Raw genomic sequence first — 19,040 nt, forward strand, 5'->3', positions numbered from 1 at the left:
CTCACACCTCTACTATGTGAGACTCTCCTCTCTTAAAACCTTTTACAATCTTCCTCACGGCCAGCACGATGGAGAACAATAGGAGAACAAGCAATGCGAACTCGACGTGACCTGTAGTTATTTTATGCCCGTAGACTACGGCTACTATGTTGAGCTGGACAAGCTTGAAGGAGTCTGCTTCAATCGTTACGTTGAAAAGCTCCTCTCCGGCAACGAGCTTGTAGGAGCCTGCAGGAACTAGACCGAGGTCTACACGGCCCGAGGGGTCTGTCGTTGCTTCCCTCTTTATATCCAGCCCTTGAAGTACCACCTTAAGCCCGTTTAAAGGCTGGTTCAGCGCCCCTACGAGCTGTACCCTTAGGTGGTAGACGGGTATCGAGAAGACGAAGCTATTACGCGTGTCTGAGACTTCAAGTTTACCCTCGTAGACCTTGTCCCCAGATATGTAGACGCTGTACGCGTAAACTCCTGGGAGGACTCCCTCTATTCTTGCTCTGCCCCCAACCCCCGTTGCATTGTATACTAGGTTGTTGCTACGCAGAGTGATCGTGTAGTTGCCCAACAGCTCTTGCGTACCCTCACGTAGCAGAGTTATCTGCACGCTAGTAGTGTTGGTGGTGATGGGCAGGTAGGTGTCGCCGGCGACCTGGACAGTCGCCCTAGCTATGACGTTATTTGCCACGTACGCGACAATGACGTACTCTCCAGGCGGCAGTGGGCACACGAGCCCTTCGCCATCTCTAACAACGCCTGAAGCCGTGACTTTCCCAGTAGAGTAGACCGTGAAGCAGGCGTTTCGGACGCGCCCGCCCATCTTGTCGTAGAGAACGAAGCTAAGCGAGTATATTGGCGGCGACACCGAGAGCTCCCCCGGAGGCGTCGACACGACGACGTCCACCAACGAGACGCCCCTGGAAAAGAACCTGAATACTAGTGTTGTATTGTCCCCACTAAGAGTTATGCTGCGCCCAGAGGGGCCCGATATAACCCGCGGGGCCAGTACCCTGTAGCTGATACTGGACGTGCCACATAAAGTGCTTGGCTGTTCTACATTGAAGTTTACAGTGTAGGTTACGCTGGGAAGGCTTACCCCGAGTGAGCCAAGTGCCGCTAGGAGTACCTTGGGGGGCGTTCCTTTCAGTACGTTGTTGAGGCTTGTCAAGTTGGTGGGAGAGGGGCTGTTCAGAAACAAGTACCTCTCGGGGTAGGGTGGTAGCTGGATGCTCGAGCCAAACCCCCCTTGAAGCCCGTAAAGGTAAGAGTATGTTGCCTTGATGAAGTCCCCTCGAATGCTTACATTCTCAAACGGCACAATGGCCTCAACTACTGTCAGAGCTTCGCCTAGGACATTGATAGTAGTAGAGTTCAAGACGAAAAAGGGTCTGTCCATGACCCTCGTGGTGTCGTTCCCGCGTAGCAACACCTTGACCTTTAGGCCTAGAGTCGTAAAGCCGGGAACCCTGGGAATAGAGACGTTTAAAGGTTGATCTGTAGAACCCCCGGGCGCCGCGAAAAATGCAAGTGCTGGGAGCCTTGACGGCGAGTCTACGTACCGGATGCTCACACGATGTAGCAAGCCATCGAGTTGCACCAGTGCAGTGTTCCATAGAACCCCTGTGCCCAGAGTAGGATTGTACCTTACTCCGTCGATTAAAACCTCGGCTGGTTGCTTCCCAGAGGAGGAGTCAGTTCTAACGACAACTAACCTAGCACTCGTGGTAAAGCTGAGAGTGTCCCCCGCAAGCAGAATATAGGTGCTTCTCCACGAGAACCCGTCCCACTCCATGACCTCGACATAGTTCACATAGAGGACTGGAGAAGCTTCGATAGAAGCTACTGTTACTATTAACAGGGTAATCAACACAATGGCTAAAGCTCTGCACATGATATACCTAGATTCGATACCACAAATACCCTGAATTTGAAGCTAACGCGTACCGACCCTCTCTAATCATGCAACATAAAGAGGGAAAGCCTGGCTCTATAGCCCGCGGTGAGGGGGCTGGAGGGGTAACCAGGTTTATAAACCTGCCCACTCCTTCCGTTTCTGGGCCTATGAGCGGCACTCACTGGATAGAGGACGTGGCCAAACAGCTTGTCTCAGAGTATAGGAACAGTGATGTAATAGTCGGGAATGGGGGTCTATCGGTCTCAGGCCTTCAACATGTTGGTAGGCTTAGGGGAGAAATAACTATCGTGGATACTGTTCTGAGACTGGTTCGTAAAAGTGGCAAGGAAACTAGGCACCTCCTCACACTCTATACTGTCGATGCATGGAAGGGAAAGGAGGGGCAACTGAGGCAATTTAGAGACGTTGAGGAGGCCCGCAACTACATAGGGTGGCCGCTTTACCGCGTCCCGGATCCTCACGGGTGCCATGCCAACTGGGTTGAGCACTACTGGGAGTACTTCGGTTCACACTTGAATGATTTCGCGGAAAATGTAGAGGTTATAACGACAAAGGATCTTTACGAGAAGAACGAGAGGATGGTGAAGTTCGTACTCGTCTCCGTGACTACTCTGCGCGAAAAGGTTGTCAGCACCATAAATAAGTATAGGGGTGAGAAGAAGCTCAGCCCAGACGCTATACCCTTCCAGCCTATCTGCGAAAAATGCGGGCGCATAGACACAACAGAGGCCTTGGAGGTAGACCCCGCCAATTTCAGAGTCCGCTATGTGTGTAGGAACTGTGGACACGAGGGCTGGCAGAGCCTAAGTCGCGGGAAACTCAATTGGAGAGTCGAGTGGGTGGGTGTTTGGTACACTCTGGGGGTTATGTTTGAGCCGTACGGCAAGGATCACGCTACCCCTGGGGGGTCGAGGGATAGCTGCAACGATCTAGCTGAGAACGTGTACGGGTTTAAGCCACCAGCAGGGCTCGCCTATGAGTGGGTAGGGTATAGAGTTAGGGGTAAAGACCTTGGAGACATGGGTTCAAGCGACTTCATAGGCTTCTCTCCTCGCCAGTGGGTTGAAGTGGCAGAGCCCGAAGTTCTCAGGTTTCTCTACCTCTTCGCGCCGCCCATGAGGCGCGTCGTCTTAAGCCTAGACGAGGTTCCTAGCTACTATGACGCCTTCGATAAGGCCGAACGCGTATTCTATGGCCTTGAAGAAGGCGAAGAAGAGCTCTCAAAGAGCTACGAGCTCTCGCTACTCAGGAACCCCTTCCCCGAGCCTCCCTTCCAGCTACGATACCTCAACGCTATGATACTCTCACAGGTTCTCCCAAGCAAGGGGAAGGATATAGCAGAGGTAGTCCAGAGGCTGAGAGAGACGAGACAGCTCACACGCGAGCTACAGCCCTGGGAGCTCGAAAGAATAAGTACGCGTATCGCCTTGGCTAGGAGGTGGCTGGAATTATACGCATCAGATTACTACAAAATATCCATTGTCGAGAAGCCACCCTTGGACGAACTACTAAAAGTGGTTGATAGACGGGTCGCAGAGCTCCTCAAAGGCCTATCCGCTGCACTCAGCGGGTTAGACCGGTGGGACGAAGAATCCATTAAGAACGCCATGATCTCTCTCAAGAAGGAAAAGGAGGAGGAGAAAAAGTTCTTCCAAGCTCTCTACCTGATCTTCTTTGGGAGGAGTAGCGGGCCCAGGATCGCCCCATACCTCGCTATGCTTAATAAGGACTTTGTGATTCGAAGGATTGAAGAGGCATCCTCTTTAGCTGGGGTGAGCTAGACGTCCAGTTGGTCTGACTACATGGGAGAGAAAGTAAAGCCTAGCACCCTTCTCATCGTAATAACTCTTATTCCACTCTTCCTCAATACCAGTATTTTCATCATCACTGAGGGTTTCAACATAACTCCCCACAGCCCGCCCCTAGTCTACACTGTAGGCTCTCTCGCCATCGCCGTTATAGCAATTCTTGCCGCAATTATAGGCTACACGATGGCCAAGGATGAAGAGCCCGAGTGGGGCTCTAAACTACCCTTCAAAGTTATCCAGGGTGTAAACATCTTCTCAATTCTACTCTCAATAATGTTCGCTCTCCTTGTAGTCCTCGTGTACTTCATGAAGGGAGTTTAGCTACCCACCGCACAGCTCCTTTAAGCGCTGGATTTCTTCCTCGCGCCTCTTCATCTCTTCTCTCAGCAACGCGTTTTCGCGCTCTAACTGCTGCACTCTGGCTTCGAGCTCAGAAAGCCTTCTCAGTTTGTCCTCAAGGGCTTTCTCACGCGAGTCTAGTTCCAGTTTCCTGGCTTCAAGGCGTTCCCTCAGCTCTATGAGGGCGCTTTCCTTAGAGGCTACCATGCGCTGGTACCCTACGAGCTCCCGCTCCTTATCCAGCAGTCGCTTCTCCCACTCGATGAGCCTCTCCTGCTCCTTAATTAATTTCTCCCGGTAGGGCTCAAGCTCCTCTTTTATCAGGCGCTCCTTGGCCGCTATCTCCTCGTTCAACTTCTTGAGCTGCACCTCTTTCTCAGCAATTTGTTTTGACAACTCCTCGTACCTGCTCATTAGCGTACTAATACGGCGCTCCTTCTCCGATAGAGAGCGCTCAAACCTCGCAAGCTCCTCCATCTTCTCCGCGTAGCTCTTCTCTCTTTTTATTAGGTCTTCCTCCCAGGCTTTAAGCTTCTTCTCTAGCTCTGCGAGCTCAAGCCGGAGCTTTCTCAGCTCCTCGCTCTCGCTGGCAACCCTACCGGCAAAAGCCTTAAGCTCGGCTTCCCTTCTCTCGATCTCCACTTGACGCGTGTTGAGCTCTGCTTCTTTCTGCCTGAGGAACTCTATGTATTTTACAATGTCTCCTACTTCGGGTATCCTCGACACGGCCTTGTTGAGCTGTTCGAAGAGAGGCATTAACGCCCGCTCCCGCTCTAGTAGAATCTTCTCCTTCTGCTCGAGAGAGGCCCGAAGCTCTTCTAGTTCTTTGACTTGCCTCGAGAGGCTCTCAGCCTTAGCAGATAACTGGGAGTACTCCTCGATTAATTTGGCGTACTTCTGGGTTTCCTCCATAAGGGTTTTGACGAGGGCTTCAGCGTTTGTGAGGGTAGAGTTCAAGCCTTCAAGAAGCTTAGCTATATTGTCCAGTGAGTCCCGTAATAAGCTGTGGGTTTCGGATATCCCCTGGAGTTCCCCCAGGATCTTCTGCAGCTCCTTCAAATCGGTAATTCTCGCCTCTATATTTCTGGTCGCTTCAAGCAAAGGCTTTAACTCCTCCAGTGCAGGTTGTTGCCTCTGTATCATCTCGACGACGTCTGCAAGCATTCCTCGGAGCTCCTCTATCGAGGCCTGAACCTGGGCCTGTAGAGTCCTGATAGGCTTTAACTCCTCCAGTGCAGGTTGTTGCCTCTGTATCATCTCGACGACGTCTGCAAGCATTCCTCGGAGCTCCTCTATCGAGGCCTGAACCTGGGCCTGTAGAGTCCTGATATTGCTTCTAAGGGGTTCCTGTAGTGATTCGGGTAGCGTTGTGAGCTTGCGGTCAATACTGGTTAGAGATGCTTGAATCTGGGCTACCATACTCTCCTCTACTGTTTCCTTCTCTCTAGGTTTGCGTAAAAAGGACACACACTCACCCAAGCTTAAAATAATCGACACGTGTTATAATTTATTATCGCTCAATATGTTGGCCATACTACTATTTCCTGGCTTGTGGCTGTTCTGCTAAGCGCTTCTCAATATTTGACATCCTGAGAGAGAGCTCCTGATTAGATATTCTTAACTCGTTGATCGCGGCGAGTACCGTTTCCTCAAGCCTGCTGACTCTTTGAGATAGTTCGCTTATTAACGCTTCAGTATCCTGGTACCTTGTCCTGAGCGTACCGGCTTCAGCTTTAACAGCTGCAGTCGTATCGGTCATTACCAGCTCCACTTCTTTCATCTGCGAGAGAATAGTGTTTATGTCAGCGCTGACACCATGGATAGAGTCGTAAAGCCTTTCTATTTCGCGTGAAAGTTTTTCGAAAAAAACGTCCATCGATAGCTTGATTTCCTGCGTCATCTTCTGAGCCTCACTTTTCAACTCCTCTAGCGCCTTCCTATTCTCACTGGAGAACTTCTCCCTCTCGCTCTTAAACCCCTCAAGATGGCTCTCAAGAGACTTCTCTAGCTCCCTTATGTTGTCGAGAAGCGTGCCGACACGAGAGTTCAAGAAATCCAGCGAGACCTTTAATGCATAGACACCATTGTTGAGTCTCCGCAGTGCCGCTACTAATACTGCTATGTCTCCCTCTCCAACCTCAACTATCTCTACCTCGTCTCCAGGCCCAGGATTAGACATGCACGAGATAACACGCGTCGCGCACAGATAAATTACTATTGTTGACCCGCAACCCCCGAGGCCCTAGTTTTCTCAGCCCCACGGATATCGCTCACCATCCTGTCGATGCTCTCCTTGTCGGTCTTAGAGAACTCTCCTCTCTTGGCTAAGCGTACACCCCGTTCCGTAAGCTTGTAGTATGGCTTGTATAGGCTGAGGTAACTGCCCCCCACTGAGTACATGACTTTCACGAGCCCCTTGTTGACGAGGTCTTGGAGCTTTTCGTCTAGCTCCTTGGAGATGGGTGGATGTCCCGAGAATTTGAAGCCGAGCTGGACACCATACTCCTCTTGTAGCTTAAATACCAGCTCGTGAATCCTCTTCCTAGAGACCGCTTTCCCGTAAGAGTAGAGGAGATACAAGAGTCTCTTCTCGGCTTGATCGAGTTTCAGCGGCAATAAAGCCACCTATTCGCCCTTAGACAGATAATTTAAAAATATTTCTGTAAGGGTTGTGGGCGTGGCAGTTTTGGGGAGGTGTGAGATCTGCGGGAGGACTTCCGAAGAGCTTTTCACGTGTAAAATGTGCGGTAGAAGAGTCTGCAGGATACACTACAGGGACAGACTGGGAATATGCATAGCTTGCGAGGAAACACTCTGCGAGGTTTGCGGCAGGAAGCTATCAATAGGCTACTGCTCGAAGTGCGGCAGGCTCGTGTGCGAAGACTGTAGCGTGGAGATCGGTCCCGCCCTCCTCTGCATCGAGTGCTATAAGAAGGCGCGTGCTACTCCCTGAGCTTGAGCTTGTAAACGCCTTTCTTCTCCTCGACAATGACTAGCCCCGTGTAGTCCCCGTGAAAGAGAGTGAGCTTCACCCGTCCAGCCTCAATGCCCGCCTTTTTAAGCTCTCCGCGGAGCCTAGGCACGAGGCTGTCTACAGCCCTCTTCATTAACTCGCCATGGGCTTTAACTACACCGATATTAGACATGTACACGCTCCTTACCTTGACGCTGACGTAGAACTTAAGCAGGTAAGAGATGTTAAGAACAATAAGCGAGAGAATTAGGACGAGGTACGATATCAGAGCCTCGTAGTTGAATAGAAGGAGAATAAGGGAGCCTACCATTAACCCAAAAGAGGCTATAAATAGCTTGTCAGAAATAGAGTCTATCTTCTTGAGCCTCGGAAAAGACTTGTCCCTGGAAGGTACCTGAGCTATCTCGGTGAGAGCATCACCTAGCTCTCTCCACAGCTCTCCCTCCAGCTTGAGCTCTCTAAGGTTCCGCAAGGCCCTGGACGGGTTGAAGAGCTTAAAGGCGCGTATGGCGTCGAGATCCTCTATAGTCTCTTTTATGAGCTTGGCTCTCTTGCGTGCCCTTTCAAATGGAGTAAGGGACACAACAATAATACTAGTGTCTGGATTATCTCTTTTTCTAGCCCCCTCTTTGCTGGCCGCCTTCGGGCAGGGCCTTCGTTGTCACGTCGAGCTAGGCCGCGCTCGGGGCGTGGTTTACGACACTTGTGACAGCCTGGCTCTACAGGTTCCGCTACGTGGCGAGGGGCGCTGGGGCGCCATGTAGTGAGGCTCAGGCGTACGTGTTCCGTGAAAGGGCTTCAGAGGCCCTCACAGGCGTGCCCGAGCTCGGCCTCCAGGCCTACAAGCTGCTGGGCCTGTTGAGGCGGGTCGACGAGAACCAGGAGAAGCTCTTCACCGCGCTAGTTCTCTGGCAATGTTGGCCTGTGGAAGACGAGTACTTGTTACGACACAAGATCGTTGAAGTACTCCAGTACCTAGAGTTTATTGGAGTAAATTTTGGCTACAGTGGTATCATTAGTGCAAGACTTAGCGAGGGGGAAATACTCGTCTACCTGAAGAACTCGTCTAGCGTGCTCTGCCCCTTGGAGCCCTTGCCCTGCAAGACTGTAGCAATATGCTTGAAGTCGTCCTCTAGTATTGTCCTCAACCGGGGGTTATACAGCGCGGCAGCTGGGTGTAGTGTCGGAAAAACTACTAGCTCGCCCCATTCCGCCTCTATCCTGTAGACCCTTCCCCGCACGGCCATTATAGAGTCGGCGCTATGGCCGTAGTAACCGAGAACGGTTCTCGTGCTGTGCCTGCCGAGCGTCACTATAAGACTTGGCCTTATAAGCTTTAGTTGTCTTAGGAGGAAGGGCAGGCAGGCTTGTATCTCCTCGTCATGGGGGTCTCTGTTCCCCGGGGGCCTACACTTCACCACGTTGGTTATGAATACATTCTCCCTGGGAATCCCATTTGACGTCAAAAGAGAGGTTAGCAGCTGGCCTGCCGCCCCCACAAAAGGCCTCCCCTGCTGATCCTCGTTGGAGCCTGGAGCTTCCCCAATGAATACTACGCGGCTACAGGGGTTACCCTCGCCTGGAACTGCATTAGTCCTGGACGCGTGGAGAGGACAGCGTCTACAAGCTCTTATTTCCTCTGCTATTTTCTCGAGCTCTTCATGTAGCCTTGTACACTCATTCGTAGAGTACGAGCTCTGCATGACTCCGCCCCACGCGGATCTCCGCGAGCGACCCTGGCCGGATCTTGCCTAGGCTCGCCTCGTCTATCCCCGTCATTGACGGAATACCCGATATTATGCACCCTATTATCACGACCTCGTCGGGCCTAACAGTAACCACTCCTGCGGGGGCAACACCACGTTTAGCCATGCGCAGTAGGACATAGGAGCCAACAGTACTGCCCTTCGAGTGGGGGAAAACTAGGATTTTACCCGCCAATTTTTCCCCCTTCAGGGGGTGGGAGGGCTCGACTACCTCAGAAGTCTTTGGGTCGACGCCGCCAAAGAAGGTTATGGGCTCTCTGGACAGCAGTACTTGGCCTCTCGCGACACCCTCGGAAACAGGCCGGCCAGCAATCCTCACTCCTCCTCACCGACTGCGTATGCTAGTGCCTCCCTCCGCGTTTTCAGCGCCACTCTATATCCTTGAGCCTTGAGGTAGAAGGCTGCTTTGCCAGAATCTGTCACGACTTCTTCTCCCGCGTAGCCGGAGAGGGGTGAGACAACCATACAAGTGTCTGCGAAAACGAACACATTTTTCTTCCTGAGCTTTTCTACGTACCCACCTATAGAGTCATAAACCTGCCTGCTAGTGTAAAGCATGACTCTCCGCTTGGCGGATCCTCTCTCCGAAAAGAAGCTAATTACGTCCAAGACCTCCTCTAGGGAGAGGTGGGGGCAGCCTAGCACGACGACCCCGTCGGATAAGTCGTCGCGGTACTCCTCGTGAACTTCTTTGACTAACACGGGGTCGATGGACACTTTCTCGACGCCAGTAGAGTCATAGCGCTCCGGCGAAACATTATCGATCAGGACTAGGCCCATTCCCCCTGTCGCCCCCGCAGCTGCTAGCAGGAGCTTTACGTCGCGCACATCCTCCCTCGTTAGGCCCAGTCCCTTGACAAGTGGCACTTTGTCTCCGGCAAGCTTGCCGATTAAGAGGCCGGCGACTTGATAGAGGCTCTTCTCTCTGATTATCTGGGACGCCTCGCGGAAGTCTATGACTAGTTGCGGCCTTCTGTTGGAGTCGAGATGTAAGCCGGCAAGCGGGGCTCTGCCAGAGATAGCCTCTAGGAGCGCGAGCGGCCCCCCATCCCTATTCGTGCGTGCCCCGATGACGCTGTTCGCGTACAAGACGGCATTGCTCTCAGACCAGGCTACGTGATCTCCGAACTGGATGTTTTCGTATAGGTAGGGCGTGCATGTGAGGGTGGGTCTCACCCCCATATCCGAGAGAGCCTTAATAATCCTGAACTGTTTCTCCATAAAATCCCTAGAGACACCCATGTAAGGCCACAACACTGTGTCGAAACCGCCTGGGTTCATCGTCGCTGGTACACTTACGCGCGCGCCCCTGCGGGCGAGACCCTCGAGAAACTCTAGACCCTCGTCTCCAATGTTCTTGTATGATATGCCAGATACGTGGGCGTGTTTTATCCTTACCAGGCGCTGAGCACCAGCAGCCTCGGCTACTCTTACTACGGCCTTGAGGGCGAGGGCCTTCGCTTCTCCATACTCCCCGTCGAGTATCTTTTCCTCTTCAGGTTCCAGGTACATTTAGCTTAAAAACAACACACAAGTATTTCAACTCATCCTCCGACAGCTTGGGCCGCGCCCGTGAACAGCATTAGCCAGAGGTAGCTCCTGCCCAAAGAGCACGGTTTGCATGAGCCTAATAGGATCGAGGGGTGTTGGAGAGATACCATTATAAAAGAGTCGTGCGAAAAGTTTCGAGAGCTTGCATGACGGCGCCCAAGACCCGTGGCCTCCTCGTGCTCCTGTTCGCCCTGCTCTCACTGCACCTGCTAGTCGCTGGCTCCTCGCCATGGACTGCCTCTACTCTGTCATTTGATGGGTTCAGGGTGATTGCAACTGCAGTAAACCAGAACGGCACCCTTATAGCTGTAGCCTATGGGGACAGCGTATATTACAGGCGCTTTGTAGACGTGTACACGCTGAACCTCACGGTACTCTACAGGCTACAACCGAGTAATTTCAGCGACGTGGCCCTGGCATTCCTCGATAACTCAACGCTTATCGTGACAGAGTATGTTATGGGCTCTGTTATCCCTTATTCCTACGTTCACTTGATTGACCTCAGGGGAGGAGTACACCTTAGGTCGCCGAAAATACCTGGGACAGACTTAACTGGCCTTAAGAAAGCAATTGCAACAGGTTCATACATATACTTACTGACAGAGAAGTACCTCGTGGGTTTCACGCGAGATCTAAACCAGAGAACATACCTCAAGACATTCCGGAACACTGGCTTACAAGTAGTACCGCTCGACGGCAAAGTTCTAGCTTTGTCTATAGAGACACTCTGCCATATATGCCTTGAGCAGAACGAGAAGGTCATTACTCTGATCACGCCAGGAGGCGAAAAGAACTATACTCTCTACCATGTCCTATCACTGGTAAACCTCCCTAGCGGCAACATAGGCATAGTATACGATAACCTTATCGTCGAAGAAGTCACCCTCTCCGAGGCTGGAATAACGGCCATTACTAAGCTACAGCTCCCCATACTACTAGGAGCTACGTCCGAGCCGGACTACAAACTCCTTTACGGTTTATCAGTCAACGACCTTGAGATGAAGCTCGCAGTCTATAACCTCGCAAACAGGATCCTGAGGAGCTTCACCCTACCTCTACCCTACGCGAAGGGCGACAAGGTCGGGGTGAGAGTGTATGACAGCGGAACGTTTGCGGTGTGGAACGGAAAAACTGTCGTCTTGGGCAATTTAAGCGGGGTGATGTACACCCTGGATGCCGGCTTTGCTGTCAGAGACGTCTACTACAGCAACAACAGGGCGTTTATTGTGGGTAGCGACCGCGTACTCGTCTTCCAGAGGGCGCCCTTGGACGAAAATTACACCCTTGTGCTCGACGTAGTCTCAGAGGACGGGGAGAAAGTAGACAACTTCACCCTGAAGATTAACGGTGAGACTATAGGAGTCTTCTCGGGATCGCTTAACTTGACGCTAAAGGGAGGCGTTTACAACATTACAGTCACGACCCCGAACTACGTAGCCGTGACCTTCCCCCTCAACCTCACCAGCAACACTAGAAAGATCGTCACTCTACACCGGGTAAGGTACCCTCTCATCGTCCACGCCTCGACGACTGGAGGAGATCCAGCTGAAATCGTAGTATACCGGGGTAACGTGAGCCTAGCCCGCGGAGTGGGGTACCTCGAGGTACGCCTCCTACCGGGAAACTACACTGTAGTCGCTTCCTACGGTAACGTGACGCTGAGTAGGACGCTGAGCCTTAGTGGGAGGGAGGAGATAACTGTTGTGCTGAACGCTACGGCGTCGCAGCAAAAACCCAGTAGTCCTAGGCCTCCTGCCCCTACAGGGGAGAACAGCACTCTCACGGTAGTCGTGTATGGTGAGGAAACGTGTCCGGAGTGTAGACGTACGAGAGAACTGCTCGGAAGAATAGTCGGGCAAGTCTATTTCAGGGACATTGCTAACCAGACATTCCTCCAGGAGTACGACTACCTGTATCAAATGGCATTCTCAGGATACCCGCGGATCGTCCCCCTAACTCTCGTCTTCAAGGGAAAGCTCCTCCACGCAGTTGTAGCAGGCTCCCTTGCCGAGCCGGACTGGCGTAGAATCCTGGGCTTGAAAACAAACGGTTCCACCCTGGTAGTGACAAGCCAGGGCGAGTGGATGTACCGTTCTCTCAACTCGACAGAGGCCTACCTTGTCGCAGTGAGGGGGTTCGCCCCAGCAAGTCCGGTCTATGCCCAGAAGCCCTCTGCGATCCTGCCTTTAGTCGTGGCACTAGCGGCTGCTGACTCGATTAACCCTTGCACATTCATGGTCTTTGCTGCGCTAGTGATAGCGATTATGGGGTTCGCTGGGAGGAGGAAAGCTACTGTGGCCTCCGCCGCTTTTATCTCGGCAGTGTACATCTGCTACTTCTTGCTGGGCTTAGGCCTGATAAAGTTCATATCGTTCTTCAACTGGCTCAGGTACATTATTGCCGCGGCAGTAATAGCTGCAGGCGCATACTCGCTAGCCCAGTCGAGCATACTGTGGAGGGAAGGGTGCAGAGACACTTCCAATAGCCTAGGGGGAGCACCCTCCCTTATGGCCAGGCTCTACAGTCTCTCCGCATCTATTTTCCAAAGGATTAATGAGGTTTCGCGTTCTCTTCTATCCAAGGCGCAGAAAGGTAGCGTTGTTACAGCATTTCTGGCCGGAGTCGTAGTTAGTTTCACATTGCTGCCCTGTAGCAGTGGCCCCTACCTGGTGGCAGCGTATATGCTTGCTGGAGAAGATACTATAGTGTCGCTTCTACTCCTAATGCTCTACAATGCAGTCTTCGTTCTACCCCTAGTCCTGATAGCCGCCGGCGTAATTGTCGGCGGGAGAATCCTCCTAATGGTAGACGTCGCCACTATCCGGATCAACGCTTTGCGAAGATGGACCGAGCTCGCGCTTGGCCTATTACTAATCCTCCTCGGGGTGTACATTATCCTCCACCACTAGCCTCTCTAGGTCTTAGGGGGCGCGTGAAAGTTCAGGAAGATCCGCTATGGCTTCATTAGTGTGAGGGGGGTGAGATAAGCCTCTGCAAGGAGGAAACCCGCAGACACTATGGAGAGCTGTAGCGCGGAGTGGATCAAACCTGCCGAGGCTCTACCGTGTTTCAGCTTCCCCGCGATTAATCCCCCGGAGAAGGCTGTCATTGCTCCAGAGTACAGCATGATCGTCTCGTACAGCCGGGGGTCTAGCGCGCCGAAAAAGCCTCCCGTTCTCTGGATCGCGCCCAAAGGAATGACGAAGACATAGAGAATCGTCAGCGCCAGGACTAGGTAAATTATCGTCGAGGCATAGACCGTTATGACGTGGGGATTAATTGTCGTGGACTTCTCCTCGTCGTAACTCCTAAGAGCCGCAAATATCTCCGCCGCTGACTCCAGCACGTCTATTACCCTGCCGCCGCTCTCGTTTGCAGTTATGAGGATGGTGACTGCTTTCTCCACGTTCGCATCCCTGATCCTCTCGGGGATCCTTCTTAGCGCCTGGCCTAGGGGCTCTCCCAATTCTACGTGTACAAGAGCCCTCTTTACCTCGGCGCTGAGGGATCCTGGCATTGTCTCCGTCACCGAGCGTAGTGCTCCGTGGAACGTTAACCCTGACCTCACAGCCTCTGCGAGAGACTTGAAGAAGTGCGGGAGCACCTGCGTTATCCTTGCAACGTATAGTCTGTTGAGAGAGTCGACCACGGCGTAGGGAAGGAACAGCAGGACTATAGACGCAAGTAGTAAGACGTTGACCCGCGTAGAGGTAACTATCACCAGAGCCCCTCCAACTACCTTCAGGCTTGAGAGCAGCTCGCCACGTAGTCCCGTGAGGACGAGGAGCACCGGTATTGAGGCCAGCGCGAGTCCGAGGGAGAAGAGGAGAAACAGCCGCCTGGAGTCTAGTTGCAGGTAGGGCATACTCAAACCCTCGACATCAGGCCGTCTATGGCGATGTAGATTCCTAGAGCGGAGAACGGGATGACAATAAATGTCAGGACGAGGATCAATATGTCGGGTGAAAGCCCGAGGACACCTCCGCCGAGTACATTCATAACTATCAGCATTGTTATGAACATGAGTGGTGCGGCGACCATCATCGTGGTATACACTTCTGCTAGCATAGAGAGAGTGTTCACGAGACTACGCAATCTTTGAGTCTTCTCGTCTAGCATCAGCTTAGCGTAGTGCATAAGAACGCTCTTTAAATCGCCGCTAGTAGCGTATGCCTCCCTAAGTGCTAGGATGAACGACGACAAGAGCGCACTTGGCGAGCGGGACGCCAGCCTAGCCAGAGCAGTTAGAGTGTCAAGGCCAAGAGCCTTGATGTCTCTTAGCGTTAGGAAGAGCTCTCTGCGCAACTCCCTATTTGTCTCGTAGACAGCAACTCTCTCTAGTAGTCTCTCCAACCCCATACCGGAGGAGGCAAGAGAGGCCATGTACGCCACGGTGAACGGCAAGTCCTTCTCGATGCTTACGCGGCGGGAGTAGGTTCTATAGACCGGGTAGTATAGGGCGAGCCCTGTGAATATGGCGGTGGTAGCAAAAGTGAGGAGGAGGGATGCGGGCAGCGCTAGGAGAGGGTTCATATTGAAGAGAGAAACGTGGATAAGCGTGAGGACTACGGCAGAAGTAATTAGCAAGAGCACGAGCGCTCTCGCAACGTTGAGAATATACGTTTCGAATGGGTCGTTGAAGCCTGCCCTCTCGTAGTACTGCCTAAAAGGCTCAGCGAGTTGCAGGAATCTAGCCGTGAGCGATTCGATCACGAGACAACCACCTCATGCCTCTCTCGCTCGCACATAGTAGCCGCTCATCAGCAGGTGGAGCGTCTGCTCGGGGTTCTTGTAGTAGTCTCTTATAACCTGGCTTATTCTCTCATAAGACGTTATACCTGCCTTAGCCATGTACTCGATGACGGAGACTCTCCTCTCTAGCTCCTTCTGGATCTCGCCGAGAGTGGTGAACTTCTCCTCTGCTATCCTCTTTAGGTGCTCGCTCTCCGAGACCCACTCGGCTCTGTCGAGCACTGGGTTTATCCTAAAGACTTCGCGCGTGGCGACGGTGTTCCTTGCTTCATCAACATCCAGCAACTCCTGAACGCTCACGACGCGTCTAACCACCTTCTCGCCTATCTTAAGTCTCCTCACTAGGATGACGACATTCATCATGGGAATTAGGAAGAGCGGCACGTTCATCGGTGGAGAGACTAGTCTCTTCACGGCATAGTCTACGTTTTCGGCGTGCAGGGTGCACATGCCGGCGTGGCCTGTTGCTATTGCCTGGAATAGCGTGAAGGCTTCTTCACCCCTCACCTCGCCGATTATTACGTAGTCTGGCCTCATCCTCATTGCACTCTTGAGTAGATCGAAGAGGTCTACGTTCCTAACCCACTCTTCGTAGCTAGGCCTTGTAACCAGCGGAACCCAGTTCTCGTGCGGTAAGCGTAGCTCGGGTGTGTCCTCGATGGTCACGACTTTTGCTTCGGGGCGAATGAATGTAGCGACGGCGTTCAGGGTCGTGGTCTTCCCGCTTGCTGTTGCACCAACAATCATCACGCTTCTATTATTCTCGATGAGGTACCAGAGGTATGCCGCTAGCTGCGGCGAAATAGTCCCCATGTTCACCAGGTCTATAAGGGAAAAGGGGATCTCCCTGAACTTCCTGATCGTGAAAGTTCCGCCCCGCCTCGAGACCTCGTCCAGAGTTACGTGGAGCCGGTATCCCATGGGAAGTGCTCCCTCGACTATCGGTTGGGCTATAGAGACTTGCTTGCCAGCCCTATAAGTGAGCTTCAGTATCAGGCTCGTAAGCTCCTCGGGATCGCTGAAAACTATGTTCGTGGGTATAGACTCGTACCGCCGGTGCCAGACGTACACAGGCGCCCCAAGCCCGTCGCACGAAATGTCCTCGATTTCCTTGTCCTTTAGGAGCGCGTCTATGCGGCCATACCCTATGGTGTCTCGTTTTATGTAGTACAGGTATTTCTCGAGAGACTCGCCCGGAGCCTCTATCTTGTACCGCTTGATAACGCGCCTAACTTCTTCTTCGAGAAAAGCCTCTGGTTCGGATGTCAGTCTTTGGAGGGCCCTGTCAAGCCGCTCCGTAGATGAGAGCAAGAGGATCCTCTTGACTCTTTCAAGAACCCTGATATCCTCGAGGGTGAGAGGTGGTTCTAGCAGGCGGTACTCGATACCCCCGTCGCGCCTCCTAACTATTAGGGCATACGCAAACGGTGGAGATATCTCGTAGAATTCGAGGAGAACCTCTCCCCCGTCTACCCTGGCATTACGTTGTATCTCCATGGATCCCCTCTATGTTAATTCTGTAGGATGATCCTCAAATAAAAAAATAGTGCCTCCTAATTATTCGCAAAAGAAAAGAATATACTGGCTTCTAGCGTTTAAAAATTAGAAATTGACTATGGCGGGTACTGGGTCATTACGGCACGACGAAATGGTGTATCTCAAGTCCCTCGCAAACGCCCTGCAGGAGCTCGTAGTGAGTCTTTTCGAGGAGGGGGTTAGCGAGATACTTGTAAACCCTGGTGAGGATGACCCATACTCTAAGATAGCCGGGAGGTACGGGATCTCCAGGGAGGCGCTCCTAGAAGAGGCTGTGAAAAGAGGTTTTCTCAAGCCAGTTGTCGCCGACAGGCTGGTTTTCTGCCCGAAGTGCGGTAACACCAGCTTCAAGGCCCGCTATGCCTGCCCGAGCTGCGGATCTCGTGACGTCGAAAAGAACACTTTATTCAGCCACGTCATGTGCGGGTACATAGGAGTACTAGAGTCGGCCCCAAAAGACGCCCGGGGGAACACCTTGTGCCCTAAGTGTTCCCGGCCGCTCGGCACTCAGGACAAGGACTGGGTTAAGATAGGGGTAACGTACAGGTGCAAGGGTTGTGGCCTCACGTTCAGTGTCCCGTCGACCCTCCTCGAGTGCACTTCATGCGGCAATGTTTTTGACCATAGGGAGGCTACTTACAAGGAGATATACAGGTATTCTGTTGACAGGAGCATTTTAGCTAATGCGTATGGCCAGGTTCTCTCCAAGAGGGTAGCTGAGGCCATTGCCTCTAAGGGCTACAAGGTGCACTTCAACGCAGAAATTATAACGCTGAGCGGCTTGAAGAAGAAAGTTCCAATGCTGGCCGAAAAGGGCTCGGAGAAGTTCGTCGTTGAGACTGTTTTCCCGCGCGAAGACGATGCTGTAAAAGCCCGAGAAGAAGTTTTGAATGCTTACGGCAGGACGCTAGACTCGAACGAGAAACACCTAATAGTAGCCGTGAAAGCACCGGCAGAGCTTTCTCGTAAACCTGAACACGTCGAAACTATCAGAGGAGATAGCCTCGAAGATGCTATCCGGAAGTTAAGGGAGAAGCTCAAATGAAGACAATTTTCCTCAGTGGCAAGAGGTGGATGCGCACACGGGAGCCCGTAAGTGTTCTCATCTCTTCCGCAGAGGCCTGTAACGGAGTTACTATAGTGAAATTCAAGGCCGGAGATACGGAATATGTTGTACCCGTCGAAAAGTGCTCATGCCCTTCAAAGCACACCATGGAGATAGACGGCGAGGTCTTCTGCGAGGCCGAGTACTGTCCAGACTTCCTTCAAAGGCTCTCCTCGTGTAGTTCTATCAAGCTCAGAAAACACGCGTCAGTACAAGCACTAAGACTGGAGGGCGTGCTTGCAGAAGACGCGACTAACCCCCATCTCATCGTCTCTGCAGAGAGCGGGGAAAAGTTTGTCTTGAAGGGCTACAGGCTTAGCTCGCGGTGGAACCCCGAGCCTGCATTCCTGGAGCACTTGAGCAATACGGGTATCTCTCCGGGGCTGATCCTGTCTTACTCCCTGGATGAGCAGGTTCTCGGGATACTCACAGAGTACATCGAGGGCGGCACTGACCCCGGCTCAATACTCTATGAGAGCATGGTATCTACTCTTCAGGGGGACTACCGAGTGCCGGAGAGCGAGCTCGGTGGCGTTGCGGCAACGATCGCAGCTTTCCACAACAGGATGCTCGAGTGTAAGGAAGACTGGTGTAGGCCTCGCTATGCCGAGCGCACAGATATAGACAGGTGGCTGGGAAGGACAGCCTTCTACCGCTTAAAACTCGAGAAGCTTGGATGGAATATAGGTAAGGCCTGGGCGTACTTGAGCCAGCCTGTAGAGGAAGGTTTTTCCAGGTCGCTCGGGCAGAGGATTTTACGCACACATGGAGACCTGCACTTCTCACAAATGCTAATGAAGTCGAACAACTTCTATATTTTGGACTTCGAGGGGGAGCCCGGGAGGCCTGCAGAGTTCCAGAGAGATCTTGAGCCGGCGATCCGCGATGTTGCCACCATGCTTAGAGGGCTGTCCTATATAGTCTTCTTTGCAATAGCGAACACTCTGAAACTAAGCCAGGAGGAGGCGTTCAACTACGTCTTGAGCGGCGACAGCCGTGTAAGACTCGCAAGCGACTGGGCGCAGGAAGTGAGCGACGTACTACTTGAGGCGTACTTGAGGCGTATTAACAGGGAGATAGTGCCAGCATCCTCGCCAGAGGAGGCTTATCGCTTGGTCTTGCCGTGGTTCGTGGAGAGAGCCCTATACGAGGCGTATTATGAGGCCAGCTACCGGGCCGACAACATATATGCCGCGCTCGCAACACTCTATAAAACAATCCCACCTCTTAATTTATAATTTTAAAGGTTTTGTGCATGTATTTGACGTAAATTTATATTTTTGATAAAAACTCCTTATTG

At 52.4% G+C, this 19,040-nt stretch carries 17 protein-coding genes; 6 read left to right on the forward strand and 11 right to left on the reverse strand.

What is annotated here, in order from left to right; genetic code table 11:
- Position 1: 1 nt before the first annotated feature.
- Positions 2–1,861 (reverse strand): hypothetical protein, encoded by a 1,860-nt coding sequence (locus IG193_RS03540; RefSeq protein ID WP_192819515.1) that lies wholly within the window; start codon positions 1,859–1,861, stop codon positions 2–4.
- 194 nt (positions 1,862–2,055) lie between these two features.
- On the opposite strand from IG193_RS03540, the gene lysS reads away from it, so the two are divergent.
- Together lysS and IG193_RS03550 are read left to right on the forward strand one after the other, a co-directional pair.
- On the forward strand, positions 2,056–3,690 hold the full coding sequence (gene lysS, locus IG193_RS03545) for a lysine--tRNA ligase (protein WP_192819516.1): 1,635 nt from the start codon (positions 2,056–2,058) through the stop codon (positions 3,688–3,690).
- A gap of 21 nt (positions 3,691–3,711) precedes the next feature.
- On the forward strand, positions 3,712–4,038 hold the full coding sequence (locus IG193_RS03550; RefSeq protein WP_192819517.1) for a hypothetical protein: 327 nt from the start codon (positions 3,712–3,714) through the stop codon (positions 4,036–4,038).
- On the opposite strand, the gene IG193_RS03555 is transcribed toward IG193_RS03550, so the two are convergent.
- From IG193_RS03555 to IG193_RS03565, 3 genes are all read right to left on the reverse strand, one after another.
- The gene (locus IG193_RS03555) at positions 4,039–5,523 is read right to left on the reverse strand and encodes a hypothetical protein (protein WP_192819518.1); all 1,485 of its coding nucleotides are present in this window, start codon (positions 5,521–5,523) and stop codon (positions 4,039–4,041) included.
- A gap of 70 nt (positions 5,524–5,593) precedes the next feature.
- A complete protein-coding gene (locus tag IG193_RS03560) occupies positions 5,594–6,235 on the reverse strand; it encodes a hypothetical protein (RefSeq protein WP_192819519.1) in 642 nt (213 codons plus the stop codon).
- Positions 6,236–6,270: 35 nt separating this feature from the next.
- On the reverse strand, positions 6,271–6,672 hold the full coding sequence (locus tag IG193_RS03565; RefSeq protein WP_192819520.1) for a hypothetical protein: 402 nt from the start codon (positions 6,670–6,672) through the stop codon (positions 6,271–6,273).
- 61 nt (positions 6,673–6,733) lie between these two features.
- Here IG193_RS03565 and IG193_RS03570 point away from each other — a divergent pair, with 61 nt between their 5' ends.
- Entirely contained in the window at positions 6,734–7,009 is a 276-nt protein-coding gene (locus tag IG193_RS03570; protein ID WP_225876116.1) for a hypothetical protein, read from the forward strand.
- Here the strand turns inward: IG193_RS03570 and IG193_RS03575 are convergent.
- From IG193_RS03575 to IG193_RS03590, 4 genes are all read right to left on the reverse strand, one after another.
- Positions 6,999–7,613 carry a hypothetical protein gene (locus IG193_RS03575; RefSeq protein WP_192819521.1) on the reverse strand — a complete coding sequence of 205 codons (615 nt, stop codon included), beginning with the start codon at positions 7,611–7,613 and terminating at the stop codon, positions 6,999–7,001. The genes IG193_RS03570 and IG193_RS03575 overlap by 11 nt on opposite strands.
- A 466-nt stretch (positions 7,614–8,079) precedes the next feature.
- Complete coding sequence (udg, locus tag IG193_RS03580; protein ID WP_192819522.1) at positions 8,080–8,733, reverse strand: type-4 uracil-DNA glycosylase; 654 nt, start codon at positions 8,731–8,733, stop codon at positions 8,080–8,082.
- Positions 8,708–9,115, reverse strand: coding sequence for an aconitase X swivel domain-containing protein (locus IG193_RS03585; protein ID WP_192819523.1), 408 nt, complete (start codon positions 9,113–9,115; stop codon positions 8,708–8,710). The genes udg and IG193_RS03585 overlap by 26 nt, the downstream gene beginning before the upstream one ends.
- On the reverse strand, positions 9,112–10,308 hold the full coding sequence (locus IG193_RS03590; protein ID WP_192819524.1) for an aconitase X catalytic domain-containing protein: 1,197 nt from the start codon (positions 10,306–10,308) through the stop codon (positions 9,112–9,114). The genes IG193_RS03585 and IG193_RS03590 overlap by 4 nt, the downstream gene beginning before the upstream one ends.
- 185 nt (positions 10,309–10,493) lie before the next feature.
- Here IG193_RS03590 and IG193_RS03595 point away from each other — a divergent pair, with 185 nt between their 5' ends.
- Complete coding sequence (locus tag IG193_RS03595; protein ID WP_192819525.1) at positions 10,494–13,256, forward strand: cytochrome c biogenesis CcdA family protein; 2,763 nt, start codon at positions 10,494–10,496, stop codon at positions 13,254–13,256.
- 44 nt (positions 13,257–13,300) lie between these two features.
- Here IG193_RS03595 and IG193_RS03600 read toward each other — a convergent pair whose 3' ends face one another.
- From IG193_RS03600 to IG193_RS03610, 3 genes are read right to left on the reverse strand one after another with little or no spacing between them, the layout of a single operon-like run.
- Positions 13,301–14,212: a type II secretion system F family protein gene (locus tag IG193_RS03600; RefSeq protein WP_192819526.1), complete on the reverse strand. Its 912-nt coding sequence runs from the start codon at positions 14,210–14,212 to the stop codon at positions 13,301–13,303.
- A 2-nt stretch (positions 14,213–14,214) separates the two neighbouring features.
- Complete coding sequence (locus IG193_RS03605; RefSeq protein ID WP_192819527.1) at positions 14,215–15,060, reverse strand: type II secretion system F family protein; 846 nt, start codon at positions 15,058–15,060, stop codon at positions 14,215–14,217.
- Positions 15,061–15,072: 12 nt separating this feature from the next.
- Positions 15,073–16,596 (reverse strand): type II/IV secretion system ATPase subunit, encoded by a 1,524-nt coding sequence (locus IG193_RS03610; protein WP_192819528.1) that lies wholly within the window; start codon positions 16,594–16,596, stop codon positions 15,073–15,075.
- A 118-nt stretch (positions 16,597–16,714) separates the two neighbouring features.
- Here IG193_RS03610 and IG193_RS03615 point away from each other — a divergent pair, with 118 nt between their 5' ends.
- On the forward strand, positions 16,715–17,680 hold the full coding sequence (locus tag IG193_RS03615) for a TackOD1 domain-containing metal-binding protein (protein ID WP_192819529.1): 966 nt from the start codon (positions 16,715–16,717) through the stop codon (positions 17,678–17,680).
- A complete protein-coding gene (locus IG193_RS03620) occupies positions 17,677–18,978 on the forward strand; it encodes a phosphotransferase (protein WP_192819530.1) in 1,302 nt (433 codons plus the stop codon). Before IG193_RS03615 ends, IG193_RS03620 begins: the two co-directional genes overlap by 4 nt.
- The last annotated feature ends 62 nt before the right edge of the window (positions 18,979–19,040 follow it).

This window comes from Infirmifilum lucidum (assembly GCF_014876775.1).
Lineage (GTDB): Archaea > Thermoproteota > Thermoprotei > Thermofilales > Thermofilaceae > Thermofilum > Thermofilum lucidum.

Coding starts and splice junctions, on each gene's coding strand:
- udg (WP_192819522.1), bottom strand. CDS start 8,733: ATGCAGAGCTCGTACTCTACGAATGAGTGTACAAGGCTACATGAAGAG.
- IG193_RS03615 (WP_192819529.1), top strand. CDS start 16,715: ATGGCGGGTACTGGGTCATTACGGCACGACGAAATGGTGTATCTCAAG.
- IG193_RS03620 (WP_192819530.1), top strand. CDS start 17,677: ATGAAGACAATTTTCCTCAGTGGCAAGAGGTGGATGCGCACACGGGAG.
- IG193_RS03600 (WP_192819526.1), bottom strand. CDS start 14,212: ATGCCCTACCTGCAACTAGACTCCAGGCGGCTGTTTCTCCTCTTCTCC.
- IG193_RS03560 (WP_192819519.1), bottom strand. CDS start 6,235: ATGTCTAATCCTGGGCCTGGAGACGAGGTAGAGATAGTTGAGGTTGGA.
- IG193_RS03590 (WP_192819524.1), bottom strand. CDS start 10,308: ATGTACCTGGAACCTGAAGAGGAAAAGATACTCGACGGGGAGTATGGA.
- lysS (WP_192819516.1), top strand. CDS start 2,056: ATGAGCGGCACTCACTGGATAGAGGACGTGGCCAAACAGCTTGTCTCA.
- IG193_RS03595 (WP_192819525.1), top strand. CDS start 10,494: ATGACGGCGCCCAAGACCCGTGGCCTCCTCGTGCTCCTGTTCGCCCTG.
- IG193_RS03550 (WP_192819517.1), top strand. CDS start 3,712: ATGGGAGAGAAAGTAAAGCCTAGCACCCTTCTCATCGTAATAACTCTT.
- IG193_RS03610 (WP_192819528.1), bottom strand. CDS start 16,596: ATGGAGATACAACGTAATGCCAGGGTAGACGGGGGAGAGGTTCTCCTC.